The sequence below is a fragment of the Hyphobacterium sp. CCMP332 genome (genome assembly GCF_014323565.1).
Taxonomy (GTDB): domain Bacteria; phylum Pseudomonadota; class Alphaproteobacteria; order Caulobacterales; family Maricaulaceae; genus Hyphobacterium.
This window is the reverse complement of sequence record NZ_CP058669.1, coordinates 2,335,263-2,352,665: the sequence shown is the minus strand read 5'-3', so window position 1 is coordinate 2,352,665 and position 17,403 is coordinate 2,335,263. Positions and strand designations below refer to the sequence as shown.

The 17,403-nt window shown below is 55.7% G+C and carries 14 protein-coding genes and 1 pseudogene; 11 read left to right on the top strand and 4 right to left on the bottom strand.

Annotated features, from left to right (window positions below):
- Positions 1 to 22: 22 nt before the first annotated feature.
- The 4 genes from HXX25_RS11810 (at position 23) to HXX25_RS11795 (ending at position 5,129) form a co-directional block, all read left to right on the top strand.
- A complete protein-coding gene (locus HXX25_RS11810) occupies positions 23 to 1,315 on the top strand; it encodes a S41 family peptidase (protein WP_187166105.1) in 1,293 nt (430 codons plus the stop codon).
- Between the two features lie 170 nt (positions 1,316 to 1,485).
- Positions 1,486 to 2,952: a hypothetical protein gene (locus HXX25_RS11805; protein WP_187166104.1), complete on the top strand. Its 1,467-nt coding sequence runs from the start codon at positions 1,486 to 1,488 to the stop codon at positions 2,950 to 2,952.
- 73 nt (positions 2,953 to 3,025) lie between these two features.
- A complete protein-coding gene (locus HXX25_RS11800; RefSeq protein WP_187166103.1) occupies positions 3,026 to 4,324 on the top strand; it encodes a hypothetical protein in 1,299 nt (432 codons plus the stop codon).
- 106 nt (positions 4,325 to 4,430) lie between these two features.
- Positions 4,431 to 5,129 (top strand): IS6 family transposase, encoded by a 699-nt coding sequence (locus tag HXX25_RS11795; protein WP_187166102.1) that lies wholly within the window; start codon positions 4,431 to 4,433, stop codon positions 5,127 to 5,129.
- A gap of 162 nt (positions 5,130 to 5,291) precedes the next feature.
- On the opposite strand, the gene HXX25_RS11790 is transcribed toward HXX25_RS11795, so the two are convergent.
- Complete coding sequence (locus HXX25_RS11790; RefSeq protein WP_187166101.1) at positions 5,292 to 5,894, bottom strand: TetR/AcrR family transcriptional regulator; 603 nt, start codon at positions 5,892 to 5,894, stop codon at positions 5,292 to 5,294.
- Positions 5,895 to 6,015: 121 nt separating this feature from the next.
- Here HXX25_RS11790 and HXX25_RS11785 point away from each other — a divergent pair, with 121 nt between their 5' ends.
- Positions 6,016 to 7,152, top strand: coding sequence for an alkane 1-monooxygenase (locus HXX25_RS11785; RefSeq protein ID WP_187166100.1), 1,137 nt, complete (start codon positions 6,016 to 6,018; stop codon positions 7,150 to 7,152).
- 116 nt (positions 7,153 to 7,268) lie between these two features.
- Here HXX25_RS11785 and HXX25_RS11780 read toward each other — a convergent pair whose 3' ends face one another.
- Positions 7,269 to 9,113 (bottom strand): serine hydrolase domain-containing protein, encoded by a 1,845-nt coding sequence (locus HXX25_RS11780; RefSeq protein WP_187166099.1) that lies wholly within the window; start codon positions 9,111 to 9,113, stop codon positions 7,269 to 7,271.
- 220 nt (positions 9,114 to 9,333) lie between these two features.
- On the opposite strand from HXX25_RS11780, the gene HXX25_RS11775 reads away from it, so the two are divergent.
- The gene (locus tag HXX25_RS11775) at positions 9,334 to 10,029 is read left to right on the top strand and encodes an IS6 family transposase (RefSeq protein WP_187166098.1); all 696 of its coding nucleotides are present in this window, start codon (positions 9,334 to 9,336) and stop codon (positions 10,027 to 10,029) included.
- 42 nt (positions 10,030 to 10,071) lie between these two features.
- A complete protein-coding gene (locus HXX25_RS11770; RefSeq protein WP_370543770.1) occupies positions 10,072 to 10,536 on the top strand; it encodes a dienelactone hydrolase family protein in 465 nt (154 codons plus the stop codon).
- A gap of 115 nt (positions 10,537 to 10,651) precedes the next feature.
- Here the strand turns inward: HXX25_RS11770 and HXX25_RS11765 are convergent, their stop codons facing one another.
- On the bottom strand, positions 10,652 to 11,209 hold the full coding sequence (locus tag HXX25_RS11765; RefSeq protein ID WP_187166096.1) for a hypothetical protein: 558 nt from the start codon (positions 11,207 to 11,209) through the stop codon (positions 10,652 to 10,654).
- 365 nt (positions 11,210 to 11,574) lie between these two features.
- Between HXX25_RS11765 and HXX25_RS11760 the strand changes: the two genes are divergently transcribed.
- Entirely contained in the window at positions 11,575 to 12,558 is a 984-nt protein-coding gene (locus tag HXX25_RS11760; RefSeq protein ID WP_187166095.1) for a CinY protein, read from the top strand.
- A gap of 89 nt (positions 12,559 to 12,647) precedes the next feature.
- Positions 12,648 to 12,734 (top strand): annotated as a pseudogene (locus tag HXX25_RS14445) (IS6 family transposase); the annotation flags it as partial.
- A gap of 67 nt (positions 12,735 to 12,801) precedes the next feature.
- Here HXX25_RS14445 and HXX25_RS11755 read toward each other — a convergent pair.
- Positions 12,802 to 14,271 carry a LytTR family DNA-binding domain-containing protein gene (locus HXX25_RS11755; RefSeq protein ID WP_187166094.1) on the bottom strand — a complete coding sequence of 490 codons (1,470 nt, stop codon included), beginning with the start codon at positions 14,269 to 14,271 and terminating at the stop codon, positions 12,802 to 12,804.
- Between the two features lie 182 nt (positions 14,272 to 14,453).
- Here HXX25_RS11755 and HXX25_RS11750 point away from each other — a divergent pair, with 182 nt between their 5' ends.
- Positions 14,454 to 15,755 carry a serine hydrolase gene (locus HXX25_RS11750; RefSeq protein WP_187166093.1) on the top strand — a complete coding sequence of 434 codons (1,302 nt, stop codon included), beginning with the start codon at positions 14,454 to 14,456 and terminating at the stop codon, positions 15,753 to 15,755.
- 179 nt (positions 15,756 to 15,934) lie between these two features.
- Positions 15,935 to 17,371, top strand: a complete 1,437-nt coding sequence (locus HXX25_RS11745; protein WP_233346688.1) for a serine hydrolase — start codon at positions 15,935 to 15,937, stop codon at positions 17,369 to 17,371.
- The last annotated feature ends 32 nt before the right edge of the window (positions 17,372 to 17,403 follow it).

The window sequence follows — 17,403 nt, the reverse complement described above, 5'->3', positions numbered from 1 at the left end:
TAACGCACTATGGCGGAGTTTTATGGCTGTGTCTTCCTTTTTTTTGCGCACTCTGATTGTCGGTGTGCTCTCTCTTTCATTTGGCCTCGCTTGGGCTACGCCTCGCGAGAACGAGCGAATGTTTTCGCGCGCAGAATTACTCGATGATCTCCAAACTTGGCAGGCTTGGGCCAGAAATACACACCCAGCAATTGAGGCGTTGATCGACGTCAGGGCGCTCGAATCCCTATTGAGCGAGGTTGAATCAGGTCTCTCAGATGGGATGAGCCGACAATCGGCGTGGCATGTATTTGGACGACTCAATTCGATGTTTAACGATGCACATACCGGCATTGCGCTTCCAAGAGCCCAGCGCTCAATCATCGAACATCCTGTTTCCATTGAAGGGCATCGCGTATTCATAACGTTGGCTGGAAGCGGGGAGACAGCCGAACTCGTCTCAGTCAAGAACCAATCTGTTGCCGCAATGGTCGCCGAAACCATGCCCAATATACGAGGCGAATCTGATGCGTTGCGCCGACGCATTCTGGAGTTGCGTCTGAACGACTTGATTGAATTGCACGTCGGCGAGTTCACACGATCGGACGTTATGATTCTCACCCCACTAGGACGTTCAATGGCGCTTTCGGATAGTGACTTCTCTGGTGACCCAGGTTTGTCCGAGACATTTCATGTCGAATTGGAAGGGGCCAATGCGATTCTGACCATCACAAGTTTTGAACGAGAATATGAAGATCGATTTGAGAGCTTCCTTCAGAATGCATTTGCTCAAATTAACGAGTCTGGATCTGACCGCCTTTTTATCGACCTGCGAGCGAACGGTGGTGGAGCTCGGCAGCTGTCGGATAGGCTGCTTAATTACCTGACCTCGGAACGTTACACACCAATTTCAGCCGTTCGGGCGCGGATTACTGAAGAAAACATTAGTCTTATCCCGGGTGCTGAAATGGGGTCGATTGTAACGCTTCCTTTCGCCCAGTGGGTGCAACCCCCTGCCGATTCAGAAAATCGATTTGAGGGTGAAGTCTACATTATTGTCGGACCAGAGACCTACTCACAGGCCATAGTTTTTGCGACCATCATACAAGATTTCGACATCGGTAGGATAATCGGCGAGGAAACTGACGGGCGAGCAAATCAAACCGGCCAAGTTCAAAGCTTCACGCTTCCTAATACGGGGCTCGAGGTTAGGGCGCCCCTTTATCTTTTTACAAGAGCGTCAGGCGAGGTTGGCACGCACGGTGTAATGCCAGATCAAATAGTTGAGCATGTTTCATCATTGACTGTGGAAGAAATAATCGCGGCCCTCGAATAACACAACAAGAGCAACTCAAATTGAAATATTCGGCCGGGCGTCGAATCTGAATAATTATGGGATCACTAATTTCCCTCAACTGATCTCAACCGGTGCCCTCACGGCTGGCTTTAGCCGCATCTGCTTCAAGTGTGCCACGCATCACATGTGCAACCGAAAAGGACGCTTTCATGAAATTCCTGCTTACCACCACACTTTTGGCGGCCTTGAGCCTCTCAAGCGCAGCACAGGCGCAGTCATCCTGTCCGGCTGACCCAATCGGAATCTCTATTACACCAGCAGGTACGGACCGCTTCGAAATCGGGGTCTCTGCGGTCGGTGCCTCCGGTGCAATCGATATCAGTTGGGGCCCAGCGCAAGGCACGGTGGACGGTACTGCCGATTTTCTCTCAGACGTGGTTTTCAACTTGGCCGATGGCCGGTCGGTCGAGGCGACGTATCTCGGCCAGGGCAGCTGGACCGTGCCTGGCGATGCGGAAACGCGTTGGGATGGTTATCGCTACACGTTGACGGCGGGCCATGATGCGGCGAGGTGGGATGTCGGCAAGGAAGAGGTCGCCTACCGCTTCGACGATGCGTTCTATTTCGTTATGCATTCTGTCCTCGCGGTCAACTATGCGTGGACAGACTGCCATTTTGATGTGCGTTTTGATATTCCAGACGACTGGCAGGCTTTGACGCCTTGGAATGAAGAAGCGGAAAACCATTTCGCGGTCGCGAGCCTCAACGATCTGCTGCGCAATCTCATTGTGGTTGGGCCAGGCCTCGACCCCGAAATGATCCGCATTGGTGGCCTCGACGTCGTAATTGTTACCGAAGAGGCCTTCTCGTCGGCGCGCCAGGAGTTTCGTAACGTCCTCGTCGAAAGCCTGGCTCGTTACGGCCAGATATTTGGCGATATGCCGATGGACCGCTATTTAGTCGCCTTTGGGGCGGATGAAATGAACGATGGTGGCGCTTTTGCCCAAAGTTTCGGGCAGCGATTACCGGCACCGTTTCGCGCGCATGAGACCTTGATGTGGGCGCGTGCATTGGCCCACGAGACACTCCATGCATGGATCGGGCATGCGATCGAAGCTGATCCCTATTCCGAGCTGCAATGGTTTACAGAAGGCGGCACGGACTACCTGACGATGAAGACGCTCTACCGGGCTGGCCTTGTGGACGCCGATGACGTGATTTTCATGATCGAGGGTCAAATTCGCCGCTATTTTCTAGGTCGCATATCCAGCGGGCCAATCTCGTTGGCGGAGGCAGGTGAAAACAAGCAGCAGAACCGTCAACTCGTCTATGGTTCCGGCGCGCTTTTCAACTTTCTGCTCGATGCGGAAATGACCGCGCAATCTGGCCCTGGTGCCTATGAGGCTGCGCTGCGCGGTCTCTACCAGGCGGACGACACCCATTATTCTGAAGCCCGCCTGCTTGCTGAATTGGACGTTGTGTCAGATGGCGCTGCCAGTGAAATTCACGCTTGGCTTAACGGGCCGTTCAACCCGTTTGATGTGCTCGCTCGCATGGATGAGGCTGGTCTGGCGACATCTGCTTTCGGTCCAGATGAGATCATGGTGCGATTTGCCGCCAACGGATGCAGCGGATCGCGTGAGCCAGCCTGTATGCCGGATTTCCTTCAACGCTAGACGTCTTTCTCTGTCTTGCGCTAGGGAAAATAGACCCTGTCGTAAGCCGCGATTACTTAAACGAGGAACGGACATGAATCCCGTTATCAAACGCATTTCCCTATTCGCAATTCTATTCGGACTCTTGGTGAACTCCGCGGAGGGACTGCAATTGAACAACGCCGAGCAGCCGGAGGTAAACTTCCGGGATGCCTCCCTGGAAGACTGGCAAGCCGATCTCGTGCAACTCGACACCGCCATTCGAGACCAACACCCCGCGCTGAGATTCTCAGAAACCCGGGACATGTGGAACGATTCTGTCGAGCAGATCCGCGTCGCGCTGCCAACACAGTCGGCAACTGAGCGACTGGCGGCTTTGAGCCACCTGGTGGCCAGCCTTGAAGACGGTCACTCCAACGTCGTCCCGTTCTTCGTCCAAAGCTTAGGTTTTGAAAAGCAATTACCGATTCGTGTATTTGATTTTGATGACGGTGTGTTCGTTATCCAGGCCGAGCCAGGAAATGAAAGCCTGTTGGCCCAACAGATAGTGTCCATCAACGATATGCCGATTGAAGATGTGCGGACGCATTTGATTTCCATGATAGGCCGGGAGAATGATCAATGGGGTCGAAACTGGATGCCCACCTTGCTGTCAAACCCTGTGTATCTTGAAGCGATTGGCGCGATGGAAATCGACGGCGCAATCGTTCTCACAGTTCAGGACAACGACGGCATGCGCCGCCAGGTTCGCCTTGAGCCAGGCATACCGACTGGGGAGTTGGTCGACGCTCGGTCGAGCACCGCAATAAACCGCGCACGGCCTCCTGCAGATCCTGAGAGAAATATCGATTTTGCAGTCATTGACGGCGGACAGACAATTTATGTCGCGTTCAATGCTGTTGAGGATAATGACAATGAAACGATTGCAGATGTTTCGGCGCGCATCCAGGAAACCGCTACTCGTCTTGGCACGACCCGCGTGATTTTTGATGTGCGGCGCAACCGTGGCGGCAACAATTTCCTGAATGAAGCCATCATTCGCGACACTATCCGCGCAGGTCTCGATCATTCAGAAGGCACTATCGTATTGGTTGGCCGCCAAACATTTTCAGCTGCCATGAATTTTGTAACCGAGGCGGAGCGCCATCTGGATGCGGTACTCATCGGTGAGCCGACCGGGGGGGCACCCAACCATTTCGGCGACGCAAACTTTGTCAATCTGACAATGACGGGCCTGCCAGTTATCCATTCGACTCTTTACTGGCAGGGATCGCTTCCAACCGATACGCGTCGAACAGTTACGCCAAATGTCGTTGTTCCGGTAATGTTTGACGACTGGCTGGCGGGCCACGATGTGGTGCTCGAAGCCGCATTGGCCGACAACAGGCCCTGACGGGGCAGTTTCAGAGGAATCGCGGCGTTAGCGGGTTAGCCGATGATTTTGGTGGGCTTTGTCAGAGGGAACTCGGCGTTAGTGGGTTGGCCGATAATTTCGTCGGATGAAAAACCCATTTCGTTATTTCAAGACATCACCGGAAGTGATCCGCCTTGCGGTGATGATGTACGTCCGGTTTCCACTGTCGCTTCGGAATGTAGAGGATCTGCTCCACGAGCGTGGCATCGATTTGAGTCACGAGACGGTGCGGTTCTGGTGGAACCGTTTCGGCCCGATGTTCGCCTCTGAGATCAGAAAGCGGCGCGCTGACCGTCTTCGTGCTTGGCCCCAATGGCAATGGCATTTGGACGAGGTGTTCGTCAAGATAAACGGCGTCACTCACTATCTCTGGCGCGCGGTCGATCACGAGGGAGAGGTGCTGGAAGCCTATGTCACAAAGCGTCGGGATCGTCATGCTGCATTGAAGTTTCTGCGCAAGGCGATGAAGCGATATGGCAGCCCGCAAGTTATCGTCACCGACCGGTTACGGTCCTATAAAGCCGCCATGAAAGTCATCGGAAACGAGGACAAACAGGATGTGGGGAGGTGGCTCAACAACAGGGCCGAAAACTCACATCAGCCCTTACGAAGACGCGAGCGGGCGATGCTCAGATTCAGGCGAATGCGAAGTCTTCAGAAGTTCGCCACCGTCCATTCCTCTGTCCACAATCACTTCAATCTCGAACGCCATATCAACGACCGAAACTGGTTCAAGGAGAACCGCGAAATCGCGCTGGCCGAATGGCGGCAGCTTGCGGCCTAAACCGGCGAAAACCTGCTGAACTGAGACCCGTTCGCTTTGGTCTGACAACACGCCTGCAAGGCTAGATCGATTTTATGTTCCCACCAACCCAGCCTCGGCTGACCTTCGCTCGTAAAGCGCCCAAGGTCTGACACCACCGCCCAGCCCAATGGCGTTTGATTCTCATCGTGAGCTCTCGATCGGAACAATCTGATCGGCCATTGCAGCTATCGCGCGCTCGTTCTCGGTTGCGCCTAGAACCGAACGCATCAATTCGTCGGTGAGAATAGTTGCAACCCCGAGGGCTGCGCCGACCGAGTAGACAAGTAGCGTTTGCATAGACGCGCTCTCACGAAACCCCTGAGATTTTGCGTCATTTAATGCATGCGAAAGCAGCTTGGTGAAATCAGCGAGGGCGACCTTCAACTCGTCATCGGCAAACCGGCTTACATCGGGGTTCGTCATGACGCTGAATTTTGCTTTATTCTCGACGGCCCATCGGATCGTGCTTCGCGCCATTAAATTCAAGCGTCTTAGGGCGTCATTGGCATCGACGCCCTCGACGTCCGCAAGAACTGTTTTCGTCAATTCTTGGTAGGCCTCTCGAACAATCGCCGCCAATAGGTCTGCCTTGTTCCTAAAATGGCGCTTTGGGGCTGCATGGGAAACGCCGAGGTCCTTCGCGACTTTTCTGAGCGACAGCCCTTCGACACCCTCATGGCCAATAACCTCGATCGCGCGTTCGAGAAGCGCCGCCTGGAGATTTCCGTGATGATAAGTTGACATATTTCAATCCCCTGGCCGGTTCTGGCGCTATTCGAATGCCGCAATCGTTTCTGGTTTCATCTTAGATGTTGACATTGTCAACATCCAGCGCTACGTCAAGGACAACAATGGAGCAGGCAAGATGGAATTTGTTGCTAAAGGCGAACAGGGCGAGGTGATCCGATTTGTCGACAAAAAGCGCTGGCTGTGGCTCGGCAGCCTCGCGCTGCCAATTGTGCCCTTAAGCGCCTATGCGCTCTATTTTGCAGCGGGCGAAAATCCGTTTCTTATGGTATTGCCGCTTCTTTATTTTTTTGGGTTCATTCCGGCGCTGGACGCCATTATCGGCGGCGATCCTCAGAATCCGCCGGAGGTTGTGGTGCCTGCCATGAGTAAGGACACTTTCTACGAAACTGTCGCTTACTTGATGATTCCGGCGCATTTTTTTCTGTTCCTGGCGAGTGTCTGGATGGTTGGCACGCAGGGTTTGCCGGTTTGGGCGGTCGGTTTGCTGGCTGTCGGTGTCGGCTCAATCAACGGCAGCTTGATCAACATTGCCCACGAGCTTGGCCATAAGACAGACAAACGAAATCGCGCATTCGCTAAATTGGCGCTCAGCCTCTCCGGCTACGGACACTTCACGCCCGAGCACAATCGCGGCCACCATGTCTATGTTGCGACACCAGAAGACTGCGCCTCATCCAAATTCGGTGAGTCGGTCTATCAGTTTGCCCTCCGCGAATTGCCAGGCGCATTCTTTGGCGGATGGAGCCAAGAAATTAAAAGGCTAGAAAAAAAGGGGTTGCCTGCGCTCCATTGGAGAAACGAAATTCTCCAAGTCTACGTGCTAACAACAATTATAACGATTGGACTTGTGGCGGCATTGGGCTGGATCGTTCTTCCGTTTATTCTCGCCCATCATTTTTTCTCCTGGTACGCACTGACGCAAGTCAACTACATTGAGCACTACGGCCTGCTCAGAGAGAAGCGTCCGAATGGCAAATACGAAAAGTGTCAGCCGCGCCATTCCTGGAATTCGAACCACAGGATTTCGAATCTGTTGACACTGCATCTGCAACGCCACTCTGACCATCACGCCTATCCGATGCGCCCGTATCAGGCATTAAGAGACTATGACGAAGTGCCAAGTCTTCCATCCGGCTACCCCGGTTGTCTCGTGCTGGCAGCTATCCCCCAACTTTGGTTCAAGGTGATGAATCCTAGAGTTCTTGATTGGGCGGGCGGTGACCTCAGCAAGATCAACACGCTCGACCATTGACCGTCGCATATGGTCTACAACGGTTCGTTGGTTCGAATAGTTAGGTGCTGTCATGTGTGGACGGCCCCTGTCAGAATACTCAAGCTGACACGGACTCGCGGCGAAAAAGGGGCAATTTATGGTGACGTCGCAAACAAGGTTTCGAAAAATACATTCTGATCACCGGATCCCCCAAATTTGACGATCACCAGGTTTTCCGAACGGATCAAATGCATCTGCATATTAAATGCACCCCAAGCCGATACCATATCATCAGGTGCGGCGGGAAAAATGCGCCCCATTGTTGGCATATGGACTCGTGTCTCAGGCGGCAGGGCGTCGCGTTGCGCATCATAGCTGTCACCGACATCGCGGTTGAGCCAAAAGCCAAGGCCATAACCCAGATAAGCAGGACTGGCATAATGCAGGCAGCGCCGTATCGAGGACCGGGTCAAAAGGCGCTGGCTGTCCCACATGCCATCATCCAGCACAAACCGTCCGAAATTCGCCCAGTTTCGCGCCGTTAGCGCCGCTCCAGCAGAAAAATTAGGGTTACCATTGATGTCGCGATTCCATGCTGGAACGGCATCGATCACTGACAGAAGCCTGTCATCCAGATACGTAGCCGGGTCGCGCCCGCCTTGAATAACACTATCAGTGTCGATTTCGCCACCGGTTCGCAATTCAAACAGCGCAGAAAAGGCCTGAAACCCGCTACGCCCATAGATCGCATTACGATCGGGACGGTAAATGGATGCGATATTGATCGCCTCTTCATAGCTGTCAAAGCCGGAGATATCGCCTGCGCTGGGGCCGGGGCTGAGCCCATGGGATAGGGCAATCAGATCGCGCCCGCGAATATCCTGCTTGACCGGTGACCAGGGGTCGGTCCCATCTGGGGCCCAAGCGGAAATACCGACAAAGGCATAGTCATCGGGATTAAACAAACCATCATCACGCGCCACGCCAGCCAGAAGGCAGGAAAAGCTTTTGGTTCCTGAATTAAGAATTTCGGCACGATCCGCAGCGCCAATACCGCGATAATCTTCCAACAGAACCTCACCATCGCGCATAATGAGGACTGCGCGTGCGCCGGATACAAAGGCCTGGTCGCGGGCCGCTTGCAGGTTCAGCGGCGCATAGTCGCGCACCGGCTGCGGGCTGAAAAGAGCCGCGGATGTCGCACCAAGCGCGCTGCCATCTTCGGCTTCGAAATTAAGGAAGACACGCGCGATATCAGGCATGAGCGGAATACCGAGCCGACTATCGCCGCGCGCAAAGACGGTAAAGGTGCGTGTTTCGCCCGAGGCAAAATTGATCGGCAGGCTGGCGACCGGTGGGGAGAGGCAGCGTCCGTCAGGACCCGTTTCGCAAACCTCCAGATCAATCGGCCAGGCGTAGCGCCCCGTCACCGGACGAACGGTGACAGTGGCCGTGTCGCCTATATTGAGCGCAGCCGCAGCCATGGCCTGACGACCCCCAGCGCTTTCAATGCGGAGGACGCCATCACCCGACAGGGTGGCGCCAATGGCAATAATATCCGGAAGGAACGTGTCGCTGGCTGTCAGGCGAAGCGTGTTGACCCCCTCGGTTACTGTTGCGCGCCCTTCGTCGCAGACAAAATCAAAACCGATATCCCGCGCTGCGATTTCACCGGTTGGGGTCAGCGTGATCAGAAAACCCTGCGCCGCGGCTGCCGGAATGTCGACCGGCGTGTTGGCGCTACCCGTCAGCTGATTGACGGCATTGACGGTCTGAAAGCTGAGGTTCACGGGCACTGGGCCGCTAAACCCCGCATCCAGCGTGATACGGCAATGGCTGACGGCCGAAGCGCCGGCGTTGATAAGGGTGGCAAAGACGGTAGCCGGTGTTCCGGTTTCCACAACCCGAGTGGCAGGCAGGACAGCCGAGCGCAGGCGGGTCTGTGCCCAAGCCTCGCCCGCAATCAGGCTGATCAGAATAGCCGTGATCAGAATTCGCATGCCATCACCCCTTATGATCATGAGGTTATACGTCTTTGATCACGCTGATCCGTCGAGTCATCTCAGGCCGCGCTACCTTTGCCATAGGTCAGTGACATGAATACATCTTGGCCTGCCCCTTAGGAGTGGTCCACCGGTATTGTTAGTCCGGCGGTTTCTGGGTAGCGGGGCGCTGTCAGAGGAAACTCAGTGTTAGCGGCTTGGGCGGTAATTTCGCCAAATGAAGAATCCTTTTCGCTATTTCAAGACGTCACCTGAAGTCATTCGCCTGGCGGTAATGATGTATGTTCGCTTTCCGCTGTCCTTGCGGAATATCGAGGACCTGCTCCACGAGCGCGGGATCGATATCACGCATGAAACGATCCGTTTCTGGTGGAATCGCTTTGGCCCGATGTTCGCGGCACAGATCCGCAAAAAGCGGGTTGCCGACAATAACTTCTCGAAATGGGCGTGGCATCTCGACGAGGTTTTCGTGAAGATCAACGGCGAGCTTCATTACCTGTGGCGGGCCGTCGATCACGAAGGCGAAGTTCTAGAGGCCTATGTCACAAGGCGCCGGGATCGCAAAGCAGCGTTGAGATTTTTGCGCAGAACGATGAAGCGATACGGCAATCCGAACGTCGTAGTGACGGATCGGCTGAAGTCATACAAAGCCGCGATGAAACTGATCGGCAATGCCGGCCGCCAGGAGACCGGGCGCTGGCTCAACAATCGAGCGGAAAACTCCCATCTCCCCTTCCGGCGAAAGGAGCGAGCGATGGGCAAGTTCCGCAGCTTCGAGACCTTGCAGAAATTCGTTTCCACCCAGTCATCCGTCCACAACCACTTCAGCCACGAGCGTCACCTAAACCGCAGAGAAATATTCAAGCAAAACCGATCCGCGGCTCTGGCCGAATGGCGTGAACTCGCAGCCTGAGTTAAGGTCGGTGGTCGATTTCGGAGACCGGTTCGCGTTGGTCTGACAGCTCCCGGGCGAGCTCTGCAGGCTCAGCGCGAACGCGAGTCGATGGTTCAGGACTTTCAGGCTGCTGCAGATTTCTTGCGCACGCACGACGCCTGCTCCGGGAAAGTGGCCTGTGTTGGCTTTTGTTTCGGTGGGGCCGTCGCCAATCTGATGGCTGTCCGCCAGCCTTGGCTATCAGGCGCCGTGCCCTTCTACGGCGGCTGGCCAACGGCGAGTGAAGCTGAACAGCTCGAGGTTCCTCTCCAGATTCATCTGGCTGGACTGGATGAACGTGTCAACGCCGGATGGCCTGACTATAAAGCGGTGCTCGATACGAGTAATGCCGTCTATGATGCCTTTGTCTATGAAGGCGCCAATCACGGTTTTCATAATGATTCCACGCCGCGATACGACTCTGACGCTGCCTCGCTCGCCTGGTCGCGGACGCTGGATTTCTTTGCCTATCGTCTGTCTCCTTAATAACAGATTCTCGAAATAAACGAGGGAGCTAAGGGGCGCAGGTCAGTGCCGATCTTCTACCCTTAGTGCCCACATTCACAGAGACCGCTAGTTTAAAAGACGTGATCTGTAAAAACTACTCGTCACAAAATTCCTGATCCGGACCACCGGCAGGATTGTGCCACTCGCAATCATCGTCCTCGCCGCCGTCCGGGCCCTGCGGGGCGCGTGTGTCGGGCCGCGGTGTATTGTCTATCGGGCCTTGCGGCGTGTCCTCGTCGTCGTCGCACAATTCGCAGTCCATCGCTTCAGGCTCGGGGGCGTTCCCGCCACGTCCGGTAATGAAGCCGACATCGGCACCGCCGAAATTCTGGACATCTGGCTGGCGTACTTGGCCCGGAGCCTCTCCGCGAGGCTCGGTGTCGCCTTCACCGCGCACCTCCCAGCCGGGATCTCCACCGCCTAGATTGTTAGTGAGCCCTGGCTCATTGCCGGAACCCGCTCGTTGACCACGGCGGACCCGGACGGTGCCATTGCGCGTACGGCAGCGTTCGCCTGCTTCCGCATCACGGCAGAGAGGCAGCATCTCATTCTGGACAGAACGCGCGTCCTGTCGCTGTGCATCGACTGAACCGGAAAAAGCAACGAAAGCGACTGCCAGACCGGCAGTCGCTATATAAAACGAAATTCTCATTTTTGTGTCTCCCATGCTGGGACGCACTCTATCATAAAATCACGTTCTGCGTTGCGACTTCGACGCGTGGCCGGGAAGGCCGCTCTTATTGATCTATCTCTATCGTGTGAACCTGACGCTCATCGTAGATGAGGCAAACAGACATGTGGGCGCGCTACGCTAATGATCCGTGTCCAATTTTGAATAAATTCCTGGTACCAGCCTCCTTGCCTCGAAATTAGGGAAGAAGCCGTTTACGAATATATGGCTATTCATTCAGGTCGCTGAGCCTAAATTCGAAAATAGCATTTTAAATAGTTTTCCTCACGGATACTTTTTCGTTACGCTCCTCAAGTTCAGGGGGTGCCATGATTTTCCAACAACAAATGTCTGCTCTTAAATTACTATCTGTGGCGGGTGCCATATTAATTTCGACCGGATTCGGGACCATTAACAGTGGTGGTCAGAATTCCGAGCACGGGCGCATAACGCGTCACGCACTGGCATGTGAGGCCGCATCGCCGCCCGCTGCCTGTTTCCAGTCCGACACTTTGGATTCGCTGGCCGGTAGCCGGGGTGATTTCGGTGCCGTTGGCGCGCCGGATCGGGGCCGAGGTATGCTCACCTCGTACGCGCATTGCAGCGCTGGGGACTATTTCGACATCCCGGACTATCCGCGCAGCCGGTCCGAGGCCGAAGATTCGTTGAGCGAATGCCGCGATTACATGCTCGAGAACATTCGCCACGCCGTTGTTGATGCCGCAGACCTGTTGGACGATGACGGGGACATACGATCGAGCCAGATTCCGACCTATATTTCCTGCGTCTATGCAGGTCAGGAGCATGGCCGCGCGAAATGTAATGTGCTGGCCCACCTGGGGCGCATCCTGCATGCCAGTCAGGACTTTTATTCACACTCAAATTGGGTCGACCAGCCCGACCCGGCGCGTCCCGGCGGAATCGAGAATCCGCCCGGTCTCGGCAATTCTGGCCGGGCACCGTGGCTGGATTTGCGGGCCGCCAACCCGGCCTTCCCTGCTGGTCTGGTTTCCGGCTGTTTCGACATGGCATCCTTCGCCGGCGAGGACACGGGCTGTCTTTACGGGGATGAAGCCGCAGGAACCCACCGGCTGCGTCATCTTGATCTTAACAAAGACACCGGAACCATCGATCCGCGTATTGGAGAAGGAACGACAGCGCGCGGTGCCATCAGTGACAATTTCGAACGCGCCGTCGTGGCTGCCATAGAAGACAGCGCTGACAAGTGGGCGACCTTCCAGGAGATGCTGGTTGCTGCTTATGGGGCTGAACGGGCTGCTTTGATGGTCTGTGCGATCACCCATGACGACCCGGTCGACGACTGTGTCTGAGCGAAATTCTGGATGGGCCGTCCCAGGCGGCTCGGCGGGCTTTGTCAGAGGAAACTCGGTGTTAGCGGGTTGGTCGATAATTTTGGCGGATGAGCAAGAACCCATTTCGCTACTTCAAGACATCACCTGAGGTCATCCGTCTCGCGGTGATGGTACGTGTCCACATCCTGCTATCTCCCCCGACCGGCTAAGGCGCATAATTTTCCATATGAGATCCGGTAGATCGAATTTCGTACGTACAATTTACAGCTTTGCGCGCAATGCGCCGACATGTTGTCGGCCAACCGGAATTTGTCTGCCTCCGGTAAGGACTAACGTGTAACGGCTACCTTCTTGAGTATGGAGCGCTTCTATCGCTTCCAGTTTAACCGCCCACGACCGATGCACACGCTGAAAGGTATCGGGCAATTGAGCCAAGACCAGGCCGAGGCCACGCCCGTCCAGGACGACCGTTTCATCAACCGAGTGAATTTCGGTGTAATTGCCTGCCGCTTTCAGGAACAGGATTTTGCCGATTGGCAGGAAGCGCGTCCGCCCGGTTTCCGTCACGGCGAGGGTTTTGGACGTAGCGGTCTCTACCGGCACGGGGATCAGCACAAAATCGTGTCGCAACATGGCGTGACCAAACAGGATGGTCACCAGCAAATACGCCCCCCGATCGAGCAAATCCCCCGGGGCCATCTGGCTGTAGATCGTGATGGCGACGAGCGGGGGCGCCAGTAAAAGGGCGGCGCGGTTCGTGCGAAGGCCTGTCCAGGCCGCCCAGATTCCGGCGATTCCGGCCAGAATGCCAATGGCAATGGAAGAGCGGGCATCGTATCCGCTGGACGCCATCACTGAAATGACCGCTAGAAGGATGGTGCCCCAGAAAACAAGGCGCAGAAACGGCGCCGGGGCAGGCCATCGCAGCAGACAATAGCGCAACATGCCGGCACCAAAGACCAGAAACCCTGCAAGCTGGGCCGCCTGTCGCGGTTGATGCCAGTCATAGGAGTAATTGATGAGTGCCCGCGATACCTCCGCGCCTCCGGCAATCAGCAATCCGGTCAATGCCATGATAAGCCAATAGCCTGTCGCGTATCCTCGGGCTCGCGATTGATAGGCGGCCAGCAAGATCAGGCCGGCCAATGCGCCCGCGACCAGTATGATGGGCGCATAATAGCGCAGGGGGCGGCGCGCATCGTCGCGATAGGGTAGAATGACCAGTGAATGCACAACAATTGCGGGCTGATACCCGGCGTGATGGCTCGAATAGTGGAGCATGACCCAATTGCGCTCATCTCTGATCAGTCCGGCAGGAATGGCAAACAGGCTGTCAATCTCCCCGGCCTGCTCGTCCTGCGGCGAGGGCGCCGGCACACCTTTCGAACCGATCAGCTCGCCATTGAAATAGACATCTGCAGAAAAAGGGCCGGCCATCTGGATCGCCAAGGGACGATCGGTCGGAAGCTCCAGGGTTGGTGACCATCGCAACCAGGCGTCTGTTCGCGGACGTGGCAGGTCTGAAAGATCGAGCGTTTCAGCCTCTGTCCAGGATGAATTTGGATCGGCCGGCGCCGTCGTGCGGAATTCAACGATGCTCGCGGCGTCAAGGGCGCGCGATATAACGGGTTGTCCGGTGAGGGTGAGAACCCCGATCGTCACAAGCACGCAGATGCAAACTTCAATCAGCTTCGCATGGAAGTGTCTCACAATGAGCGGTTCGTCATCCATGCGAGCAGTTCGTCATTTTTCCCTATCCTTGGCAAGGCGTTGCGCGCATTCGAGGCGCACAATCCGGCTGGCGTCAGGCGAGAAGCCCGTCCGGCCCCGAACAAGAGTTGCCGCCATTTTGGGGGCTTTAATGACAGGCCCCCGATCGCAGGTATGCTTGGGGGGCTTCAAGGATGATGTCTATGCGTAGCTACCTTCTGATTGCCGTGTCCGCTCTCGTCGCAATGGCGGCCTGGGCAGGTCTCGTTTTCACCGGAACCATGAATGGCTGGACCCGCACCGCCCTCGCAGAGCCTGACGATGTGAATGGTTTCCTGCAGGCCGCCATCGAGATGATCGACGCCGATCATCGTGGTAATCTTGGATTTGCCCTGCTGGAAAATGGCGAAGTCGTGGGCGAACATTATGTCTCTATTGGCGCGCCCGTTGACCGCGACACCGGTTTTCAGGTCGCTTCGCTGAGCAAATGGATTTCAGCGGTCGGCATTATGGCGCTGGTCGAGGATGGAAGGCTGGACCTAGACGCGCCGGTTTCGACTTATCTTCAAAGCTGGCAATTGCCTGGCGGCGAGTTCGACAATGATGGCGTAACCATCCGCCGGCTTCTCAGTCACACGGCCGGCCTGACCGATGGTCTGGGTTATGGCGGGTTTGCGCCGGGGCACGAGATTCAGCCGCTGACGGAATCTCTGACGCGGGCTTCTGACGCCTCTCCTGGAGCGGATGGCCGGGTCCGCGTCGGCCTCGAACCCGGCGAGCAGTTCGAATACTCCGGCGGTGGGTATTCCTTGCTGCAGCTTCTGATCGAAGACGTGATGGGCGAGGACTTCGAATCCTACATGCAGCGGACCGTCTTCCAGCCTCTTGGTATGGAGAACTCGACTTATCTTGATGCTGTCAGCGATAATGGCAATCGGGCCACCCTCTATGATGTCGATGGCAGTGAAGCAGTCCGCTACCGCTTTGCCGGGCTGGCACCGACTGCGCTCAACAGTTCGACGGCCGATATGGTGCGTTTTCTCCAGTCAAATCTTGAAAACGGCACGGGCAACACCGCCCGGGCCCGCATTCTGCAACCCCAAACCATTGGCTCGATGCGCGAGCCACATGCGTCAGATTTTGGGCTGCAAATCTGGGGATTAGGCAATATCCTCTACGCACCAAATGGTCATGGCGATTTCATTGCAGGACACGATGGCAGCAATGATCCGGCGATTAATTCGGCTGTTCGGTACAACCCGGCCACCGGCGACGGTATTGTGATACTGGAAACCGGCAACCGTTTCCTTGCCACCCGCATCGCCGGCGAGTGGGTGTTCTGGCAGAGCCACCGACTGGATGTGTTGAGTTTTGCCGGCGACGCCGGAGACATGATCCTGACGATTCTAGCGGGCATTGTGCTTATCGGCCTCATCACCATCGCAATTGCCGCAAGCTTGGTATGGCGTCGCTGGCGGAGACGCCGCCGCGTCGCTGCGGTTTGAAGAAAGGCTGATGCGAAACTGGGAGCCCCCAAATCGCAGCGTTGGTGATGTCAGAGGAAAATCGATTGCGACCGAATTCTCGACTCTCTAGCCTCACGTGACGGTGTTGTCCATGGAACATGGCTTAGAGCGCAGGACCGGACCTTGTCAGGCCTTCGTCTACTAAGAAAGACATTCAGATGTGGCGTCTTCCAGTTTTGTTGATTTTGCTATGCATGTCTGCCAGCGCCTATGCGCAGGAAGGGCATTGCTCCGAAATAATTGACGATTTTATTGATCAAGCCATGCCCGTCTCGGGAGCGCCCGGGCTCGCCTATGCTGTGATCGACAATGGCGTGGTTTGCGCCGGAGCGCGCGGTGAGGTTTTGTCCGGGAGCGGTCAACTCGTGACGCCCGAAACCCCTTTCCAGCTCGGCTCGATTTCTAAAAGCTTCACGGCGCTGGCTGTGGTCCAACTCATGGAAGCGGGCAGTATCGAGCTCGATACTGCCATCTCTGAATATCTTGACGTCTTCCAGGGGCAGGCTGGCGGAACGGTCACGATCCGCCAGCTGCTCAGCCACACAAGCGGATACTCGACCCTGCAAGGCAATTTATTCCAAGCGCAACAAAACGATGAGAATCGTGGACTTTCCGACAATGTTCGCGAACTGGCTCACACGGTCCCGGCGCACGCCGCCGATAGCCAATGGCAATACTCGAACGCGAACTATTTGATTCTGGGTGCCCTTATCGAAGAGATCAGCGGCCGGGGTTTTACAAATTATATCGAAACAGAAATTCTTGAACCGGCCGGCATGGATGACAGCTTTGTCTCTGATGGTGGCACATACGACTTTATGGCAATCGGCCACCTTCCCTGGTTCGGCACAAAGCGCTCCCTGGAGGGGCGCAGCTTCGCTCGGGGCGGCGCACCCGCCGGTGGCATTATCGCAAGCGCCAATGATGTCGCCCGATATCTCGCGCTCATGATGAATGGCGAAGACGACATCATCAGCGCCGATAACAAGGCCATGATGCTTCAACCGGCCAGCCCAATTTCGCCTTTCTACGGGTTTGGTTGGTCCATCGATGTAGAGGGCTACGCCGCCTTCCACACCGGTGTCAGCCCGGGCGTTGAGACAATCGCCGCTCTTTCATTGTCCGAACAAAGGGGCGTTGTTGTTTTAATCAATGCGGGAAGCGGGATTGGGTTTGGTGAAAACCAGGAACTGCTGACAGGCATCGCTACGCTTGGTCTCGGTCAGCTCTATGAAAGCGGCGGCAATCGCCTGCAACAAAAGGCCCTTTTTGCGTTGCTCGTGATTCTGCCGTTTATATTTCTGGGCGGCATGATCGGGGCTTGGATTTTGCGGCGGGGTTTGCGTGCGAAATCAGGATTGACCGGGATGTTCAGCCTTTGGTTTCCCCTGCTTGCGACACTTGCAATGGCGTGGTGCTTCATCTTCCTCATACCGCAGCTCTTTGGCGTTTCGCTTGCAACTCTCAACCTGTATGCGCCAGATTTGGTCATTACTTTGATCGCTGGCTCAGCAACCGGTGTGATGTGGTCGGTTTTCAGATTGTTGGTATTCTACAGGGGCTCTGTCAGAGGAAACTCGGTGTTAGCCGGTTAGCCGGTTAGCCGATAATTGCGTCGGATGACCAA

What these genes read in the sequence shown, in the direction of transcription:
- HXX25_RS11810 (WP_187166105.1), top strand. Translation starts at nt 23, where the DNA reads ATGGCTGTGTCTTCCTTTTTTTTGCGCACTCTGATTGTCGGTGTGCTC.
- HXX25_RS11805 (WP_187166104.1), top strand. Translation starts at nt 1,486, where the DNA reads ATGAAATTCCTGCTTACCACCACACTTTTGGCGGCCTTGAGCCTCTCA.
- HXX25_RS11800 (WP_187166103.1), top strand. Translation starts at nt 3,026, where the DNA reads ATGAATCCCGTTATCAAACGCATTTCCCTATTCGCAATTCTATTCGGA.
- HXX25_RS11795 (WP_187166102.1), top strand. Translation starts at nt 4,431, where the DNA reads ATGAAAAACCCATTTCGTTATTTCAAGACATCACCGGAAGTGATCCGC.
- HXX25_RS11790 (WP_187166101.1), bottom strand. Translation starts at nt 5,894, where the DNA reads ATGTCAACTTATCATCACGGAAATCTCCAGGCGGCGCTTCTCGAACGC.
- HXX25_RS11785 (WP_187166100.1), top strand. Translation starts at nt 6,016, where the DNA reads ATGGAATTTGTTGCTAAAGGCGAACAGGGCGAGGTGATCCGATTTGTC.
- HXX25_RS11780 (WP_187166099.1), bottom strand. Translation starts at nt 9,113, where the DNA reads ATGCGAATTCTGATCACGGCTATTCTGATCAGCCTGATTGCGGGCGAG.
- HXX25_RS11775 (WP_187166098.1), top strand. Translation starts at nt 9,334, where the DNA reads ATGAAGAATCCTTTTCGCTATTTCAAGACGTCACCTGAAGTCATTCGC.
- HXX25_RS11765 (WP_187166096.1), bottom strand. Translation starts at nt 11,209, where the DNA reads ATGAGAATTTCGTTTTATATAGCGACTGCCGGTCTGGCAGTCGCTTTC.
- HXX25_RS11760 (WP_187166095.1), top strand. Translation starts at nt 11,575, where the DNA reads ATGTCTGCTCTTAAATTACTATCTGTGGCGGGTGCCATATTAATTTCG.
- HXX25_RS11755 (WP_187166094.1), bottom strand. Translation starts at nt 14,271, where the DNA reads ATGGATGACGAACCGCTCATTGTGAGACACTTCCATGCGAAGCTGATT.
- HXX25_RS11750 (WP_187166093.1), top strand. Translation starts at nt 14,454, where the DNA reads ATGCGTAGCTACCTTCTGATTGCCGTGTCCGCTCTCGTCGCAATGGCG.
- HXX25_RS11745 (WP_233346688.1), top strand. Translation starts at nt 15,935, where the DNA reads ATGTGGCGTCTTCCAGTTTTGTTGATTTTGCTATGCATGTCTGCCAGC.